This is a genomic window from Cobetia sp. cqz5-12, from assembly GCF_016495405.1.
Taxonomy (GTDB): Bacteria; Pseudomonadota; Gammaproteobacteria; order Pseudomonadales; family Halomonadaceae; genus Cobetia.
Window position 1 is genome coordinate 2,715,840 of the sequence record NZ_CP044522.1, and the last position, 16,833, is coordinate 2,732,672.

Annotated in this window: 14 protein-coding genes; 5 read left to right on the top strand and 9 right to left on the bottom strand. The window is 61.1% G+C overall.

Features of this window, described 5'->3' with window-relative positions; genetic code table 11:
* Together urtB and urtA are read right to left on the bottom strand one after the other, a co-directional pair.
* Positions 1 to 1,653 carry an urea ABC transporter permease subunit UrtB gene (urtB, locus tag F8A90_RS11325; RefSeq protein WP_442778867.1) on the bottom strand — a complete coding sequence of 551 codons (1,653 nt, stop codon included), beginning with the start codon at positions 1,651 to 1,653 and terminating at the stop codon, positions 1 to 3.
* A 134-nt stretch (positions 1,654 to 1,787) separates the two neighbouring features.
* Positions 1,788 to 3,062: an urea ABC transporter substrate-binding protein gene (gene urtA / locus F8A90_RS11330; protein ID WP_200020002.1), complete on the bottom strand. Its 1,275-nt coding sequence runs from the start codon at positions 3,060 to 3,062 to the stop codon at positions 1,788 to 1,790.
* Between the two features lie 721 nt (positions 3,063 to 3,783).
* Between urtA and F8A90_RS11335 the strand changes: the two genes are divergently transcribed.
* Both F8A90_RS11335 and F8A90_RS11340 read left to right on the top strand, forming a co-directional pair.
* A complete protein-coding gene (locus F8A90_RS11335) occupies positions 3,784 to 4,248 on the top strand; it encodes a methylenetetrahydrofolate reductase C-terminal domain-containing protein (protein WP_200017219.1) in 465 nt (154 codons plus the stop codon).
* Positions 4,245 to 5,258, top strand: a complete 1,014-nt coding sequence (locus F8A90_RS11340) for a methylenetetrahydrofolate reductase (protein WP_200017220.1) — start codon at positions 4,245 to 4,247, stop codon at positions 5,256 to 5,258. Before F8A90_RS11335 ends, F8A90_RS11340 begins: the two co-directional genes overlap by 4 nt.
* An 80-nt stretch (positions 5,259 to 5,338) precedes the next feature.
* Here F8A90_RS11340 and F8A90_RS11345 read toward each other — a convergent pair whose 3' ends face one another.
* A complete protein-coding gene (locus F8A90_RS11345; RefSeq protein ID WP_200017221.1) occupies positions 5,339 to 6,277 on the bottom strand; it encodes a LysR family transcriptional regulator in 939 nt (312 codons plus the stop codon).
* 112 nt (positions 6,278 to 6,389) lie between these two features.
* Between F8A90_RS11345 and F8A90_RS11350 the strand changes: the two genes are divergently transcribed.
* The 3 genes from F8A90_RS11350 to F8A90_RS11360 all read left to right on the top strand — a co-directional run bounded on the left by F8A90_RS11350 (position 6,390) and on the right by F8A90_RS11360 (position 10,230).
* Complete coding sequence (locus F8A90_RS11350; protein WP_200017222.1) at positions 6,390 to 7,271, top strand: HalD/BesD family halogenase; 882 nt, start codon at positions 6,390 to 6,392, stop codon at positions 7,269 to 7,271.
* An 81-nt stretch (positions 7,272 to 7,352) separates the two neighbouring features.
* Positions 7,353 to 8,636 carry a M24 family metallopeptidase gene (locus F8A90_RS11355; RefSeq protein WP_176504044.1) on the top strand — a complete coding sequence of 428 codons (1,284 nt, stop codon included), beginning with the start codon at positions 7,353 to 7,355 and terminating at the stop codon, positions 8,634 to 8,636.
* A gap of 106 nt (positions 8,637 to 8,742) precedes the next feature.
* A complete protein-coding gene (locus F8A90_RS11360; protein ID WP_200017223.1) occupies positions 8,743 to 10,230 on the top strand; it encodes a CoA-acylating methylmalonate-semialdehyde dehydrogenase in 1,488 nt (495 codons plus the stop codon).
* A gap of 180 nt (positions 10,231 to 10,410) precedes the next feature.
* On the opposite strand, the gene F8A90_RS11365 is transcribed toward F8A90_RS11360, so the two are convergent.
* The 6 genes from F8A90_RS11365 to F8A90_RS11390 all read right to left on the bottom strand — a co-directional run bounded on the left by F8A90_RS11365 (position 10,411) and on the right by F8A90_RS11390 (position 16,821).
* Complete coding sequence (locus tag F8A90_RS11365) at positions 10,411 to 11,253, bottom strand: nitrilase-related carbon-nitrogen hydrolase (protein ID WP_200017224.1); 843 nt, start codon at positions 11,251 to 11,253, stop codon at positions 10,411 to 10,413.
* 171 nt (positions 11,254 to 11,424) lie between these two features.
* Positions 11,425 to 12,792 carry an MmgE/PrpD family protein gene (locus F8A90_RS11370; RefSeq protein ID WP_200017225.1) on the bottom strand — a complete coding sequence of 456 codons (1,368 nt, stop codon included), beginning with the start codon at positions 12,790 to 12,792 and terminating at the stop codon, positions 11,425 to 11,427.
* Positions 12,793 to 12,956: 164 nt separating this feature from the next.
* A complete protein-coding gene (locus F8A90_RS11375; protein ID WP_200017226.1) occupies positions 12,957 to 13,841 on the bottom strand; it encodes a glycine betaine ABC transporter substrate-binding protein in 885 nt (294 codons plus the stop codon).
* Between the two features lie 78 nt (positions 13,842 to 13,919).
* Positions 13,920 to 14,801 carry a glycine betaine ABC transporter substrate-binding protein gene (locus F8A90_RS11380; RefSeq protein ID WP_200017227.1) on the bottom strand — a complete coding sequence of 294 codons (882 nt, stop codon included), beginning with the start codon at positions 14,799 to 14,801 and terminating at the stop codon, positions 13,920 to 13,922.
* A 102-nt stretch (positions 14,802 to 14,903) separates the two neighbouring features.
* Positions 14,904 to 15,635, bottom strand: coding sequence for an ABC transporter permease (locus F8A90_RS11385; RefSeq protein WP_200017228.1), 732 nt, complete (start codon positions 15,633 to 15,635; stop codon positions 14,904 to 14,906).
* 4 nt (positions 15,636 to 15,639) lie between these two features.
* Positions 15,640 to 16,821, bottom strand: a complete 1,182-nt coding sequence (locus F8A90_RS11390; RefSeq protein ID WP_200017229.1) for an ABC transporter ATP-binding protein — start codon at positions 16,819 to 16,821, stop codon at positions 15,640 to 15,642.
* Positions 16,822 to 16,833 lie beyond the last annotated feature (12 nt).

Here is a 16,833-nt window from a genome sequence, read left to right on the forward strand (position 1 = left end):
TCAACCCTCCGCGGCACGGCCCTTCTGCGGGAAGAGTCCCCGCGGGCGCTTTTGAATGAACAGGATGATGAAGACCAGCACCACGATCTTGGCGAGGACCGCACCCGCCCAGGGCTCGAGGAACTGATTGAGCAGCCCCAGCGACATGCCGGCCACCAGCGTGCCCCACAGATTGCCGACCCCGCCGAACACCACCACCATGAAGGAATCGATGATGTAGTTCTGGCCCAGGTTCGGCCCGACGTTGGTGATCTGCGAGAGCGCGACACCGGCAAGGCCGGCCACACCCGATCCCAGCGCGAAGGTCATGATGTCGACACGCGTCGCCTTGATACCCATCGAGCGTGCCATGGCACGGTTCTGGGTCACCGCCCGCACTTCCAGCCCGAGACGGGTGCGGCGCATGATCAGCATCAGGCCGGCGAACACGAACAGCGCGAAGCCGATGATGTAGAGGCGATTGAGCGTCAGTGACAGCGCCTCGTTGATCATCAGCGAGCCACTCATCCATTCCGGCGTGACCACGATGCGATTCAAGGGCGAGATGGTGGTACGCACCAGCTGCTGCAGGATCAGGCTGATGCCGAAGGTAGCCAGAAGCGTCTCCAGCGGTCGCCCCTTGAGATGCTGGATGACGCTGCGCTCGATGATGACGCCCACCGCCGCCGCAACCAGAAACCCCGCCGGAATCGACAGCAGCAGTGCCAGCCCCGGCTGCCCGGGCAGCAGCTGCTGCATACCCCAGGTGGTGTAGGCGCCCAGCATGATCAGTTCGCCATGCGCCATGTTGATCACGCCCATGACACCGAAGGTGATGGCAAGCCCAATGGCCGCGAGTACCAGTACCGAGCCCAGCGAGAGGCCGAAGTAGAGCGTCTCGAGCCCGCTGTTGAGCTTCAGCTTCTGCTCGATACCGGCCAGCGCCACCTTGGCGGCCTGGGCCAGCTGCGGGTCATCACTGGCCGCGGCGCCATTGATGGCGGCGATGGCGGCGGCGTTCAGGCTGCCGGAGAGCGTCTCCAGCGCCGCAGGGTCGCCAGTGGCTTCCAGCTGCTGGATGGCGAGCGCCTCCGCCAGGGTGTCGCGGATATCAGCATCGGCTTCCTGCTCGATCAGGCTTGGCAGCCGCTCGGCCATGCGCTCATCGACACTGCCGCGCAGGCCGCGCGCCGCCGCGAGTCTGACCTCGGCTTCCGGGGACGACAGGTCGATCATCGACAGCACACCATCGATGTGGCCACGCAGCGTGTTGTTGCTGCGCAGCGTCTCGAGTTCACGTCGCGAGACCTTGCCGGCGGAGTCGCCGGACAGGGCGTCGGAAACGGCCCATTCGCGGCCGCGATTGTTGTCGATGATCAGGAAACGCTCGCCGCTCTTGAGGCGAGCCAGCTTGCTTGAGGAGAAGGCTTCCAGCCAGCCACGCGCGCGCTCATCACCGCTCACGGCGATCTCATCGATCACGGCCGGCTTGGCGGGATTGCGCGCTTCGGCAAGTCGGGTCAGCAAGGTCTGGGCAGCGCTGTCAGACAGACGCGCTGACTGCCCAGTCGCGGATTCGGACTGGGCAGCGGCAAAAAGGGGGAAGGACAGAAGACAGATCAGCAGCATCCTCTGCCAGCACCAGCGGAACATCGTTGCAACGGAGATAGACATCAAGAAGGCCATCCATGGTGAACGCGCGAAGGCGTCATCAGTCTCCGAGGGCGTCGCGACCTCGGAGCCGACACTCAGCGAGGCGGCACGCAGGTTCACATGCGCGCCGCCTCACTCTCAGAACGTGCTACGCCTCATTGCGTGGCGACGTTCTGTTGAGCCCCACAGGAATGGGTCACGACGTTGTAGTTGCCGCACTCCATCGGTTTGCGCCAGTCACTGATCAGGTCCTTGGAACCTTCCAGATAGTCTGACCAGGCATCGCCTGCCACGGTGGAAGGGGTCTGCCAGACGACGGAGAACTGACCGTTGTCCTGGATCTCGCCGATCAGCACCGGTTTGGTGATGTGATGGTTGGGCATCATGGTGGCGTAACCGCCGGTCAGGTTGGGGACGGATACGCCGATGATGGCGTCCTTGACCGCATCGACCTCGACACTGCCCGCCTTGCGAGCGGCTTCCATCCACATGTTGAAGCCGATGTAGTGGGCTTCCATCGGATCATTGGTGACCGCATCTTCCTTGCCGGTGTAGGCGATCCACTCATCGATGAAGTCGTAGTTGGTGTCGCTGTCCACGCTCATGAAGTAGTTCCAGGCCGCGAGATGCCCGACCAGCGGTGCGGTATCGATGCCCGAGAGCTCCTGCTCGCCCACCGAGAAGGCCACCACCGGAATGTCCTCGGCATCGATGCCCTGGTTGGCCAGCTCACGATAGAACGGCACATTGGCATCGCCGTTGATGGTGGACACCACGGCGGTCTTCTTGCCCGCGCTGCCGAAGGACTTGATGTCCGAGACGATGGACTGCCAGTTGGAATGACCGAAGGGCGTGTAATTGACCATCACATCCTCGTCGGCCACACCGTGAGACTTGAGGTAGGCGGCCAGGATCTTGTTGGTGGTACGCGGATAGACATAGTCCGTACCTGCCAGCACCCAGCGCTCCACGCCCACATCGTTCATCAGATAATCCACTGCCGGAATCGCCTGCTGATTGGGCGCCGCCCCGGTATAGAAGACATTCTCCGAGGACTCCTCGCCCTCATACTGCACCGGATAGAACAGCAGGCCGTTGAGCTCCTCGACCACCGGCAGCACCGACTTGCGCGAGACGGACGTCCAGTTGCCGAAGATCACGTCGACCTTGTCCTGCGCCAGCAGTTCACGCGCCTTCTCGGCAAACAGCGGCCAGTTGGAGGCCGGATCGACCACGACGGGCTCCAGCTTGCGTCCCAGCAGCCCGCCCTTCTCGTTCTGCTTCTTGATCAGCATCAACATGGTGTCTTTCAGTGTCGATTCACTGATCGCCATGGTGCCGGACAGTGAATGCAGGATGCCGACCTTGATCGGCCCCTCTTCCGCCTGGGCGACATTGGCCAGCGAGAAACCGACACAGGCGGACAGCATTGCGGCAGCGATTTTCTTGTTCACGACATTCCCTCGTATCTTGTTGTACTTGTTATCCCTCCTCGTGTAGTGCAATTGATGTGCCAGCAAAGCAGGCAATCGCACGAAACATCGGTGCCGTGCGTTGCCATCGTTCAGCCAAAAGGAAATCTCGATATCGTTTTGAATATAAGCCGCACCAAATATGCGCAATCAAAAATATGCCAGCCAGTCATTTGCACCAAACAGGTGAATTACTGAATATCGTGCACAAAACTCACCCCCAGGATGGCGCAATGAGGAGATTACCAGTCAAAAGCATGACCTTGACTGGTGCAGACAAAAATTATCCCGAAATCAATGGCAGCACTCTGATACATCAATAGAGAAGGTGGGGAAGGCACGATGCAAAAGTGACGGTCACTCCATCACCAGCATCACGACAGTCGTTCCCCGAAGAATACAAGCGTCTGCGCTTCATCCCGCTGGCCGAGGTCCCCGAGAGTCGCGAGCCGCAAGGTCTCAAGTCTGTCACCGGCGGCGCAGGCCATGGAGAGCTTCATCATTGAAAGCCTCGCCGCGAGCAAAGAACCCTTAATGTCCCACCGACTGATCCTTGGCCCGCGTATTTCGATAGTGACGCTGTCGCCCACGGGATGTCGGCTCGGGTAGCGGCCATGCGAAGATAACGCTTTGAAACGCCCATGGCGTTACCCCCGCCAGTGTTTGACAGGAGGCATGCGTGTATTCGATTCGTCTGTGGGCCGCACGTCACGCGCGACTGCTGGAGCTCACCTATCAGGCCGTCGAGCCGGTGATCATCAAACTGCAGCCGTTGTGGAAGTCCGTCGGTTACGCACGCGCCGAGAAGCCTGTCGCCAGGCTGGAGCAAGCCTGCAAGGGCTTGCTGTTTGATTGTCAGATGTGTGGCCAATGCATTCTGAGTTCGACCGGCATGTCCTGCTCCATGAACTGCCCCAAGAATCTGCGCAACGGCCCCTGCGGCGGCGTCATGCAGAATGGCAACTGTGAAGTCGAGCCGGACAAGCGTTGTGTCTGGGTGGAAGCCTGGGAAGGTAGCCAGCAAATGAAGGACAGCGACACGATCCAGATCGTGCAGTTGCCGGTGGACCATCGCCTGCAGGGCACCTCATCCTGGCTACGTGTAGCCCGTCAGGCGGCAGAGCGCCGAGAGAACCTGAAATGACCTCCAGACTCACTATCCCGGACAGCTCACAGCTGCCACCTGCCGAGCGCGACGGCAACGTCGGTCGCCTGGAGCGAGTACTTCGCAGCGGTCAGTTTGCCATCACCGCCGAACTGGCGCCGCCCGACTCGGCAGACCCACAGGAGGTGCATGCCCGCGCGCAGCTGTTTGCCGGCCATGTGGATGCCATGAACGCCACCGATGGCTCGGGCGCCAACTGCCACATGTCGAGCGTGGCGATGTGTGCCCTGCTGGCCCGAGAAGGCCATGAGACGGTGATGCAGATCTCCTGTCGTGACAGAAACCGCATCGCCATCCAGGGCGATGTGCTGGGGGCCGCGGCGCTGGGCATCCGCAACCTGCTGTGCCTGACCGGCGATGGTGTGCAGGTCGGGGATCACCCCGAGGCCAAGCCGGTGTTCGACCTCGACTCCCTGTCGCTGCTGGAAATCATCGCCGGGCTGCGTGACAAGCACGCCTTCGCCAGCGGCCGGTCACTGACCTCAGCGCCTCAGGTATTTCTGGGCGCCGCCGCCAACCCCTTCGCCCCGCCCTTCGCGTTTCGCCCTCATCGACTGGCCAAGAAGATTGCTGCCGGCGCCCAGTTCATCCAGACACAGTACTGCTTCGATCTGCCGCGCTTTCAGGACTTCATGCATCGTGCTCGTGATCTGGGCCTGCTGGAGAAATGCTTCATCCTGCCCGGCGTCGGCCCGCTGGCCTCGGCACGCACCGCCGAATGGATGCGTCGCCATGTCCCCGGCGTGCATATCCCGGATAACGTGCTCAAGCGCTTGAAGGGAGCCAGGGATCAGAAGGCGGAGGGCCGTGACCTCTGCATCGAGATGATCCAGCAATTACGGGAGATCGAGGGCGTCAGCGGCGTGCATATCATGGCGCACCGTCAGGAAGCCTTAGTGCCCGAGATCATCCAGCGCGCGGGCATTCTGGGGGCGCGTAGGCCGTACACGCCGCAAGCCCCGCTGGGCGCTACACCGCCCATTGGCTGATATGTCTCCGGGTCTAATCCATGAATCGCTATTCCGCCAGGCTCACCATCTCAACCTGCTCGCAACACTGGTAGTACTGCTCAACCGGCGGTCGCTGCCTCACGCGTTGTGACGACATCTGAATCGGTACCAACCTCAGCGCTCGCCTCCAGCGCCCCGACTTCCTCAAGCTTGCCCTTGCCGGTGACGATGGCTTCCAGATGATCGCAGAAGTCACTCAGCGCATCGCTGACATGACCCGGCGAGCGATGAAGCTCGATTTCCACATGGCCAAGCGGCGGCAAGCCTTCGTCATCGCCGACGATTCGACAGCCGGAGGGCACGCTGCGCGGTGTCTTGACGGTCAGTGCCAGTCCGGCCTTCACCGGTAGATTGATGCCTGTCGGCGACTGGCTCGAGTAACGCACATCCCACTGTCGATCATCCCGGCCCAAGGCGGCGAAGGCATGCGCGCGGAAGATGCAGCCTTCCGGATTGAGCGCGAGCGGCAGTACCTCCCAGTCTGCAAGCGACTGGTCTTCGGCGACTACCCACACCATGCGTTCGCGCCCCAACAGCCGCCCGGTCTGGGTCGGCCCGTGACGCACCACCAGGACTGCGTCCAGCAAGCCTTCCTGAAAATCATGCACCAGCGAGGCGCTGATCTTGCAGGTCACCTCGAGACGCACTTCGGGGTGATCCGCGGCGAAGCGCGACAGCAATTCGGGCAGGTAGGTACTGGCCTGTTCCTCCGACGTGCCCAGCCGGATGAGCTCATTCTTGCGATCGACCCCGAGCACCTGCCGCGCCTCATCCTGCAGCTTGAGAATGTGCCGCGCATAGGGCAGCAACCGCCCTCCCGACGCCGTGAGTTCTACCCGACGGCTGGTGCGGGACAACAGCGCCCCGCCCATCTGATCCTCCAGCCGCTTGATCTGCAGACTGACGGCAGACTGGGTGCGATGCAGCACCTTGCCGGCGGCGCTGAACCCTTCACATTCGGCCACCGTGACAAAGGCACGAAGCAGGTCGGTATCCATGATCTATGAGCCCTCGCAATGCATTTGATCTTGACCATTCATTTCTATTATCAAAACACGCCCTCTAACCTATTCCTACGTTATTTAGCGATCAGGGAACAGGAGGCCGGGCATGAACGCAATCCAGCAGCAGGACAGTGATACCTCTCTCGATGGGCTGATAGATCTTGAACACTATCCCATCCATCGACTGACAGAAGCGCGGGGTCGCGAACTGATGCGCCAATGTCGCGAACAGCTCGCGCAGGATGGCTGCGTCGTGCTGGAGGGCTTCGTGCCGCAAGAGGCGCTGGCCCGACTGGAGCAGGAAACGGAGCGTCTTTCACCGCTGGCGCACTACAACCAGACCGTCACCAACCCCTACAACAGCGACGGTGATGACTCACTGCCCGCATCGCATCCGCGCAATCGCTTCGATGATCGCACCAACGGTTTCGTGGCGGGGGACCGCATCGGCTCGGACACCTTGATTCGCCAGGTCTACTCGCATCCCGATTTCCAGCACTTCATCGCCAGCGTCGTCGGCATGGACGACATTCACCAATACGCCGACCCGCTCGCGGATCTGGTCGTCAACGTGCTGCGCGATGGCTGCCAGCATCCCTGGCACTACGACACCAACGAATTCATCGTCACCATGATGACCCGCCAGTCCGATGCGGGTGGCCGCTTCGAATACGCCGCCGGTATCCGCAGTCCCGAGGGCGAGAACTTCGAGGGCGTCGAGAAGGTGCTCGACGGAGACCGCTCGCGCCTGACCGCCATCGATCTGAAGCCGGGCGACCTGCAGATCTTCTTCGGTCGCTACTCCCTGCATCGCGTCACCCCGGTTCGCGGTGAGCGCGAACGCCATACCGTGATCTTCGCGTACGCCAAGGAGCCCGGCTTCATTGGTCGCCCTGAGCGCGCCCAGCGAATCTTCGGCCGCATGGCGCCTATCCACGAGCGCCTGCTCAAGGAAGGCATGCAGCGCAGCGACAACCTGGCGGACTGACGCGCCAGAAGACGTACGTGATTCACCTTTGCCCAGCGCTTTTTCTGCCCTTCTTCATCAGACCGTGAGCCCAGACTACCCATGAGCATCGTCGACTTTGAACGCCTGACCGACAGTGAACCCGCAAGTTTCCCGATCGTGCCGTCCGCGCCAATGGCCAATGGCGACAGCATTCCCACGGCCTTTGACCCTGTGCAGCTGCGCGGCGGTCGTTTGACCCGCCTGCGCGCCATGATGGCGGAGCAGGGCTACGCCGCCGTGGTGCTGTTTGATCCCAACAACCAGCGTTATGCCACCGGCTCGCGCAACATGTTCGGCTACTTCCTGCGCAACTCCACCCGCTACATCTATGTGCCCCTCGAGGGGCCGGTGATCCTGTTCGAATACCCCGGTAGCGCCCACGTCTCGACCTGGCTTGAAACCATCGATGAGGCGCGCACGTCCAAGGTGGTGTGGTCCGCCGTCAACCAGCGCGACAACCTCTCGAGCGACCCGTTCGGCATCGAGATCGCCCAGCTGGTCGAGGAACATGGTGGTGGCAATCGCAAGGTCGGACTGGATCGCTGCACCCTGAATCTGGCGCGCTCGCTGGAAGCGCAGGGGCTGGAAGTCTTCGACTGCATGCAGGACACCCTGCATTGCCGTCGCCTCAAGACACCTGAGGAAATTGCCTGCCTGGCCCAGTCGATGGCTGGAAGCGAGGCCGCGGTTGCCGCCGTGGAAGCCGCCATCAAGCCCGGCGTCACCGAAAATGAGCTGTTCGCCATCATGTACGGCGATGTCATCCGCCAGGGCGGTGAGTTCATCGAGACCCGCCTGCTGTCGTCCGGGCCGCGCACCAATCCATGGTTCAACGAGGCCAGCGACCGCGTGATTCGCCCCGGCGAGCTGGTCGCGCTGGATACCGACACCATCGGCTGCCACGGCTACTACTCCGACTTCTCACGCACCTTCCATGTCGGGCCGGGCCGACCCACCGCCTATCAGCAGAGTCTGTACCAGATGGCGCACGAGCAGGTGCACCACAACATGTCGATCCTCAAGCCCGGCATCAGCTATCGCGAAATCGCCGAGAGCGCCTGGAAGATTCCCGAGCGTTTCCTTGATCGCCGTTACCCCTCGATCATCCACGGCGTCGGCATGCATGGCGAGACACCGCTGGTCGCGCACCACATGGACTTTGATCGCTTCTCCAAGGATGGCGTGCTGGAACCCGGCATGGTCGTCTCGGTGGAAAGCTATATCGGCGAAGTCGGTGCGGCCGATGGGGTCAAGCTGGAGGAAGAGGTGCTGATCACCGAGACCGGCATCGAGAAGATCTCGCGCTATCCCTTCGATGAGGCACTGCTGGGGCGTCAATTCTGAGTACTGGTCAATCCAGGCTCACGGCAACCTCAGCTCAAGACAGAAAAAGACAGCGACTTTCCTCACCACATTCTCTGCGACTGAACACAAGGCTGAAAACTGACCGATGGATACCCTGACTCACATGATTGGCGGTGACGCCGTGACTGGCGAACGCACCCTGGATGTGCTCAATCCGGCTACCGCGCAAGCCGTGCGCCGTCTGCCATTAGCCGATGCCGCCATCGTGCAACGCGCGATAGTGGCCGCCAGGGATGCCCTGCCCGCCTGGCGCGCCATGCCGCCCGCCAAGCGCGCTCAGGTCATGTATCGCTTCAAGACATTGCTGGAACGGGATGCTCAGGAAATCTGCGCCCTGATCAGTGAAGAGCACGGCAAGGTGATCGACGATGCCATGGGCGAACTCAAGCGCGGCATCGAGAACGTCGAATATGCCTGCGGCGTGCCGGAGCTGCTCAAGGGCGAGTATTCCCACAATGCCGGGCCGAGCATCGACACCTGGTCCAACCATCAACCGCTGGGCATCGTGGCCGGTGTCACGCCGTTCAACTTCCCGGCCATGGTGCCGCTGTGGATGTTCCCCATGGCGCTGGCCTGCGGCAATGCCTTCATCCTCAAGCCGTCGGAGCAAAGCCCGTCGGCGGCCAACAAGATGGCCCATCTGCTGCGCGAAGCCGGACTGCCCGATGGACTCTTCAGCGTGGTGCATGGCGATCGCGAAGCCGTCGAGGCGCTGATCGCGGCTCCGGAGGTCAAAGCGATGAGCTTCGTCGGCTCAACGCCCGTGGCGCGGAGCCTCTATGAAGGGGGAACCCGTCAGGGCAAGCGGATCCAGGCGTTGGGAGGTGCCAAGAATCACGCTGTGGTATTGCCGGATGCCGATCTCGACAATGCCGCCAGCACCTTGATCGGGGCCGCCTTCGGCAGCGCAGGCGAGCGCTGCATGGCCATCTCGGTGGCCGTCTGCGTGGGGGATGACACCGCGGATGCCCTGATCGAACGTCTCGCGCCTCAGGCACGCGCCATGAGTATCGGCCCGGGTACCGAACCCGGTCACGACATGGGTGCCCTGATCAATGCCTCGCAGCGCGACAAGGTCGCCGGCTATATCGAGGCAGGCGCCAGCGCTGGCGCCCAGCTGGTCGTGGATGGTCGCACTCACCCGCTGGTCGAGAGCTCGCCCGGCTTCTTCCTGGGCGCAACGCTGTTCGATCGCGTCACGCCGGACATGAGCATCTACCGTGACGAGATCTTCGGTCCGGTACTCTGCGTGGTGCGCGTGGCAAGCTTCGAGGATGCCATTGCGCTGATCAATGACCACCAGTACGGCAACGGCACCTGCCTGTTCACACGCGATGGCGAGGCCGGACGCCGCTTCGCCGACCAGATCGAGGTCGGCATGGTCGGCATCAACGTGCCCTTGCCGGTACCGGTGGCCTTCCACAGCTTCGGCGGCTGGAAGGACTCGCTGTTCGGTGATCTGCACGCCTATGGCCCCGACGCGGTACGCTTCTATACCCGGCGCAAGAGCGTGTCCCAGCGCTGGCCGCAGCGCAGTGCGCAGGAAGCCGCTCAATTCAGCTTCCCGTCCTGAGCCGCATTGCCGAAAACGTAAACAAGACCGTAAACAAGACGCCCGCGCCAGAATTCTGGCGCGGGCGTCTTGTTGCTCGACAGGCTTATCTGTCTTGCTGCTGGGCTTTCTCAGTGCCTGCTGCTCAGCGCCTGTTGCTCTACACCAATCGCTCAGCGCCTATTGATCAACACCAATCGCTCAGCGATAGCCTAGCATCAGGTCACGCACCAGCAGCGTATCGGCGTCGCGGTGCGTCGGTAGCTCGAAGCGGGCCTTGGCGATCGCGGTGCGCGACAGTTCAGCATGTATCAGCATCTCGCGGTCTTCCGCCTGGGCCAGCGTCTCCCCGCGCGGGCCAAGAATTCGCGACCCGCCCCAGAAATGACTGCCGCCTTCCGGCCCGAAGCGATTGGCCATGATGACCGGCGTGCCGTAGGTCATGGCGTAGAACTGGAGATTGATCGCCCAGTTCTGCTCATTGGAGAAATCATCGCTGACGATGCCCGAGGCCGAATTGATCGGCGCGCACAGCACGGTGGGACGCGCGAGCATGGCGGCGTGCACCAGGCCCGGATTCCACAGGTCCGCGCAGATCAGCGAGGTGGCTGACCAGCCTTCACGCACATCGTTCTGGGTCAGATCGCTGCCGTGGGTGAACAACTTGCCCTCCTCCAGCCCGCCGTAGGTCGGCAGATTCAGCTTGCGATGCACGGCCTGCAGCGCGCCATGCTGCAGAATCGCCAGGGCGTTGTAGTACTCCCCCGGACTGGCCTCCTCGACAAAGCCCACTACCAGCTGCATGTCGCCCGCGGCACGCGCGAGCATCAGCAAACGCGGGTCATGCGGCGGAAAGGCCAGATCAATGACCCGGCTGCCCATGCCATAGCCCGTCAAAGAGAGCTCCGGGAAGACCAGCAAGTCCAGGTCGACATCCCGCGCCTGATGGATGATGTCGAGATGACGTTCCAGGTTGGCCTCAATATCGCCGAGGGTGGCGTTGATCTGGGCCGCGCCAACGCGCAGATGATCTTGATGGTGCATGTGCATGTCTCGGTGATGAAAAGAGAAGGCAACGAACAGCAGAAGCCAGGGTCAGGACCAGGGCCAGGATCAGAGCCAGGTAGAAAACCAGGCGAAAGGCCAGGGCCAAGGCCAGAAAGCAGGCCAATGAGTATCAAGCGCCGCGCAGAATGTCAGCCGCGGCCGCCATATTCAAGCCGGTGCGCCTAGAAGCGCCAGCAGCTCGGAGACCGGGCGTGACTCCAGGTCCATCACGACATCACGCAACCTGGCCGCGCGGTCTCCCAGCACCGGCTCCGCCAGGGCCTGATACTTGGCCAGCACCTGAGCATCCGTCAGCGGCTTGTCCGGATTGCCCAATGCTTCATGGTCTGCGCTTTCCAGCACCTCGCCACTTTTCAGCACGATTCGCGCACGGGCCCAGCGCTCGGCAGGGAAACGGGCATTGAATGCAGCATCCTCCTCGATGACCACCTTGCTCGCCAGCGCCTTGAGCCCGTCATCGTCAAGGGCATCGCAGACACCTGCCACATCCACGCTGCCCCGCCCCAGGGCACAGGCGACCGACCACGGCAGGCTGTATTGCGCCTGCTCCGTGGTGTCAGGGTGCATGACATGCAGCCGCTTGCCCTCATGGAAGGTGATGATCTCGATACGCGTGATGTCGTCAGGCTCAGCCACGGCATCTGCCAATGACAGCACCGCCTCCACTGCCGGCTGCGCCCAGCGACACACCGGATAGGCCTTGAAGTACTGCTCGAACAGATAATGACGCTGACCGAGGTCCTGCCACAGCGCAGCGACCTCCGGTGCCGTGACCGTCAATGCCGGCGCTCCGGTGAAGCCATCTTCCGCCAGCAGCGCCGCCGAGATGCCGGTCATCGCGCCCCAGCCGGAGCCATCCTTGAGCATGGTGGGATGATCGATGCAGCGCATCATCTGGCTGCGCGGCCCATAGAACTCGGCGATGCCCAGCGCGTGGTGCATCGTCTCACGATCAAAGCCGCGCAGACGCGCAGTCACTGCGGCCACGCCCAGCGCATTCCAGGCCCCCGACGTATGGTAATCGGGGCTCTGGGCATGCAAGGCGATGCCCGCACGCGTGGCGACTTCATAGCCATAGGCCAGCAACGCCAGAAACGCATGCCCGCTGAGCTGCCGGGTTTGCGGGAGTGCCAGCAGGCCGGGCAACAAGGCCACCCCCGCATGCCCCTTGGTCAGCACCTGGCCATCGTGGGCATCCAGCGCATCGATCAACCAGCCACCCTGCAGGGCGACACCACTGGAAGAGGCCGTACCGCTGGCGAACAACAGCGGCAAGTCGCCGCCGTGCTGGCGCGTGACGTAGCGCACCGCCTTGGCGGCCAGGGGAGTCCGCGTCGCACCTGCCGCGACGCCCAGCAAATCCAGCAGGCAGCGCTTGGCCTGGTGCAGCTGCTCTGCACTGAGACGGGTGAGATCATATTCATGGATCAGGGACAGCGGCGCAGGCGCCAGGCGATCCTCGGCAGGTGCATGAGAGGTGGGTATAGCGTGAGGCAGACAATCCGGAGCAGACATGGGACTTCTCCAATTTGGCAGACACGGAAATGACCAACGGGATGGCAGCAAATGCGAGCGAGGCAGACGCGGCCGCCAGAGACGACAAGACCGCCCGCAGGCGGCCTTGTCGTGCTGGCATGGCCCCTGAGCCTCGCTGTCAGAGGATCAGGCGTACCTGAAGGTCACTTGAGGCCGTGTTCCTTCAGGAAGTCCTCGGCGACCTGCTCGACAGATTTTCGATCTACATCTACTTGTGAATTCAAACCAGCCATAACGTTATCGTTGAGCTTTGCTGAGAGCTCATTCATCTGAGCTTCGAGCTCAGGATTGGCTTCAAGGATTTCCTCACGGACTACCGGTGTTAAAGCATAATCCGGGAAAAAATCCTTATCATCTTCTAGAACGGTTAAATCAAGCGCTGGAATACGGCCATTGGTAGCTGTAGTCATCGCCACATCAACTTCTCCGCTATCGAGGGATGGCAATGTTAAACCTTGATCCATGCGCTTGATATTCTTCCGCCCGAATTCAAATCCATATTTTTTCTGCATGGGCCGTAAGCCATCATCACGAGCATAAAATGTAGCATTGGACGCCAAAACTAATTTTTCGCCTGAATTTATTGCTCGCGCCAAATCAGAAATCGTGTTTATTCCTAGCTCTTTAGCATGTTTTTTACGCATTGCTAAAGCATAGGTGTTGTTAGCTTCTGAAGGGGAAAGCCAGATCAGCCCCTTCTCTCCATCCAGTTGTTTGACCCGCTGATAAGCTTTCTCTGGAGATAGCTTCTCTGTCACTTTATTATAGCTAATCAACGACGTGCCAGTATATTCCCAATATAAGTCCACCTGACCGTTTTCTTGGGCATTCCTCAGCACAGCCGTTCCCATACCAGAACGCTCCTGAACATCGTAACCTTTATCTTCAAGATACTGAGTTGTCATGCTGGATAAAATCAGCTGCTCTGTAAAATTCTTGCCACCCACTGATATTTCTTTAGCATATGCTTGGCTTGACAATATCGACAAAGCCACCGAAAAGCATACGAACAGTTTTGGAAATTTCATCGCTGAATCCTTTCATAAACGACATCAAAGGCATTAGAGGGCCGACGCTCACGTCGACCCTATTGTTATAAGAACCAGTTATTTGAGGCCATGCTCCTTCAGGAAGTCCTCGGCGACCTGCTCGATGGTCTTTTTCTCGACATCGACCTGTGCGTTCAGACTCGCCATGGTGTCGTCATTGAGCTCAGCGGACAGCGCATTCATCTGCGACTCGAGTTCCGGGTTGGCCTTGAGCGACTCCTCACGCACCACCGGCGTCAGGGCGTAGGCCGGGAAGTAGCCCTTGTCGTCCTCGAGCACCGTGAAGTCGAACGCCGGGATGCGGCCATCGGTAGCGAACACCAGGCCGACATCGACCTGACCATCACGCAGTGCCTGGTAGACCAGACCGGAATCCATGCGCTTGACGTCGGCGCGCCCGACACGGAAGTCATAGGCTTTCTGCAGCGGACGCCAGCCATCATCGCGCGCGTAGAATTCGGCGTTCAGTGCGAAGGACAGCCCCTTGTCGTCGTTGACCGCCTGCGCGAGGTCCGACAATGAGGCGATACCGCGCTCCTGGGCATCCGACTCACGCATCGCCAGTGCGTAGGTATTGTTGGCCGCAGACGGCTCCAGCCACACCAGGCCCTTCTCGGCGTCCAGCTCCTTGACGCGGGCATAGGTGTCTTCCGGACTCAGGCGCTCACTGACATCGTTGTAGTTGATCAGTGAGGTGCCGGTGTATTCCCAATAGAGATCGATCTGGCCGTTTTCCTGCGCCTGACGGAGTACGGCAGAGCCCATGCCGGAGCGTTCTTCCACGTCATAGCCCAGGCTTTCCAGATACTGCCCTGTCATGCTCGCCAGAATCTGTTGTTCAGTGAAGTTCTTGCCCCCCACCACGATCTCTTCGGCGTGCGCCGTCGAGAGGGAAGCGGCCAGTGCCGCGCCGGTCAGCAGAGTCGTCAAGGTCTTCATGGTGTTCTCCTATCCTGTGAAAAGTCGGTCCAGCTGGTTGTTATTGTTCAGGTATTGCAGTCTGTCACCACGCGCCGAGCGGGCCGGCTCGTGGGTCTTCGTTCATGCCCGCGCCGGGTTGACGCCTCGCGGCACCACGAGGAAGGCCACCAAGGCCACCAGCACATCCACCCCGATCGCCAGCAGCGCCGTGGGAATGGCACCGGACAGCATCATGATGGGGTCATAGAGATCGATCCCGGTAAAGATCAGCTCCCCCAGTCCACCGGCGCCGATCAGGAAGGCCAACGGTACCGTGCCGACATTGATGGCCAGAGCAGTACGAATCCCGGCGAACATGACATACAGCGCATTGGGCAACTCGACCCGCACCAGGCGCTGAAGTGGCGACATGCCGATCCCGGCCGCCGCTTCCTTCAAGGCAGGTGAGACTCCCTTGAGCCCCGTGTAGGTATTGCGGGTGATGGGCAGCAGGGTCGCGACGAACAGACCGAAGACCGCCGGCACGGTGCCGATGCCCAGAAAGCTCATCGACAGTGCCAGCACCGCCAGCGTCGGGATGGTGGTGCCCACGTTGAGCACTTGCATGGCGGATTCGGCGTAGCGCGTCATGCTGGGTCGCGACAGGATGATGCCCAACGGGACCGCGACCAGGATCGCCAGCCCGCCTGAGAGTGCCGTCAACCAGAGGTGTTGTACCGTCAGGAACTGGATGTCGGGTATATAGAAGAGAAACTCTTCGATCACGCCACTCGATTGGCTCCAGACCCCGGCCATGAAGATCGCGGCCACGGCCACCAGCCGCAGCAAGCCCGTGAATTTGAGTGTCGGCATGGGCTTACTCCTTGTGCAGCGTGGTCGCGGACATCTCAGCCTGCTGGCCCGCAGCCCCGCCACCTGAATGCGCCCGATAGCGAGACCCCAGATGGTGGGTGATGGCGCGCTGCGTGATCTGCCCGACGATTCGTCCCTCATCATCGACGCACGGCATCCAGGTCATGTCGTTGGCAAACATCAGTGAGGCGACCTTGCGCAGGTCATCATCCAGGGTGACCACGACGGGCACGCTCTGGAAGTGATCACGGCAATGGCCCCTGGAGGTGCGTGCGATGGCAGCACTGATGATCCCGACCGGCTGACGCTTGTCGTTCACCATCACGATGCTGTTCTGGTAGCCATAGGATTCAATGCGCTCGAGCGCCGTGGTCAGGGTGTCATCGGGCGTGACCATGCCGATACCTTCGCTGGCCAGATCACGCACCTTGACCAAGTTGAGGCGCTTCAGGGCACGGTCCTCGCCCAGGAAGGATTCGACGAACTCGTTCTTCGGCGCGGCCAGCAATTCATCGGGCGGTGAATACTGCACCAGCTTGCCGCCGCGGAAGATGGCGATGCGATCGCCCATCTTGATCGCCTCATCGATATCGTGACTGACGAACATGATGGTCTTCTTGAGGTCCTGCTGCATCTTGAGGAACTCATCCTGGATCACCGCACGGTTGATGGGGTCAATCGCGCCGAAGGGCTCATCCATCAGCATCACGGGCGGATCTGCCGCCAGAGCACGCGCAACGCCGATACGCTGTTGCTGGCCACCGGACAGTTCACTCGGATAACGCTTGAGAAACGCATCAGGCTCCAGCGCGATCATGCGCATCATCTCGCGCGCACGCTCGCGATAGCGGGTCTTGTCCCAACCCAGCAGCTTGGGCACCACCGTGATGTTCTCCTCGATGGTCATGTTCGGGAACAGGCCGATCTGCTGGATCACGTAGCCGATATTGCGGCGCAAGTCCTGGGTATTGAGGTTGGTAGTATCTTCACCGTTGATCAGTACTCGCCCGGAAGTCGGGCGAATGATGCGATTGATCATCTTGAGGCTGGTGGTCTTGCCGCAGCCGGAGGGGCCGAGCAGGATGCAGATCTCACCGCTCGGGACCTTCATGCTGATATGGTCAGCCGCCGTCACGGCGCCTTTCGGGGTATCGAAGACTTTTGTCAGGTTGTCGAGTTCGATCATGAAGCGTTCCTT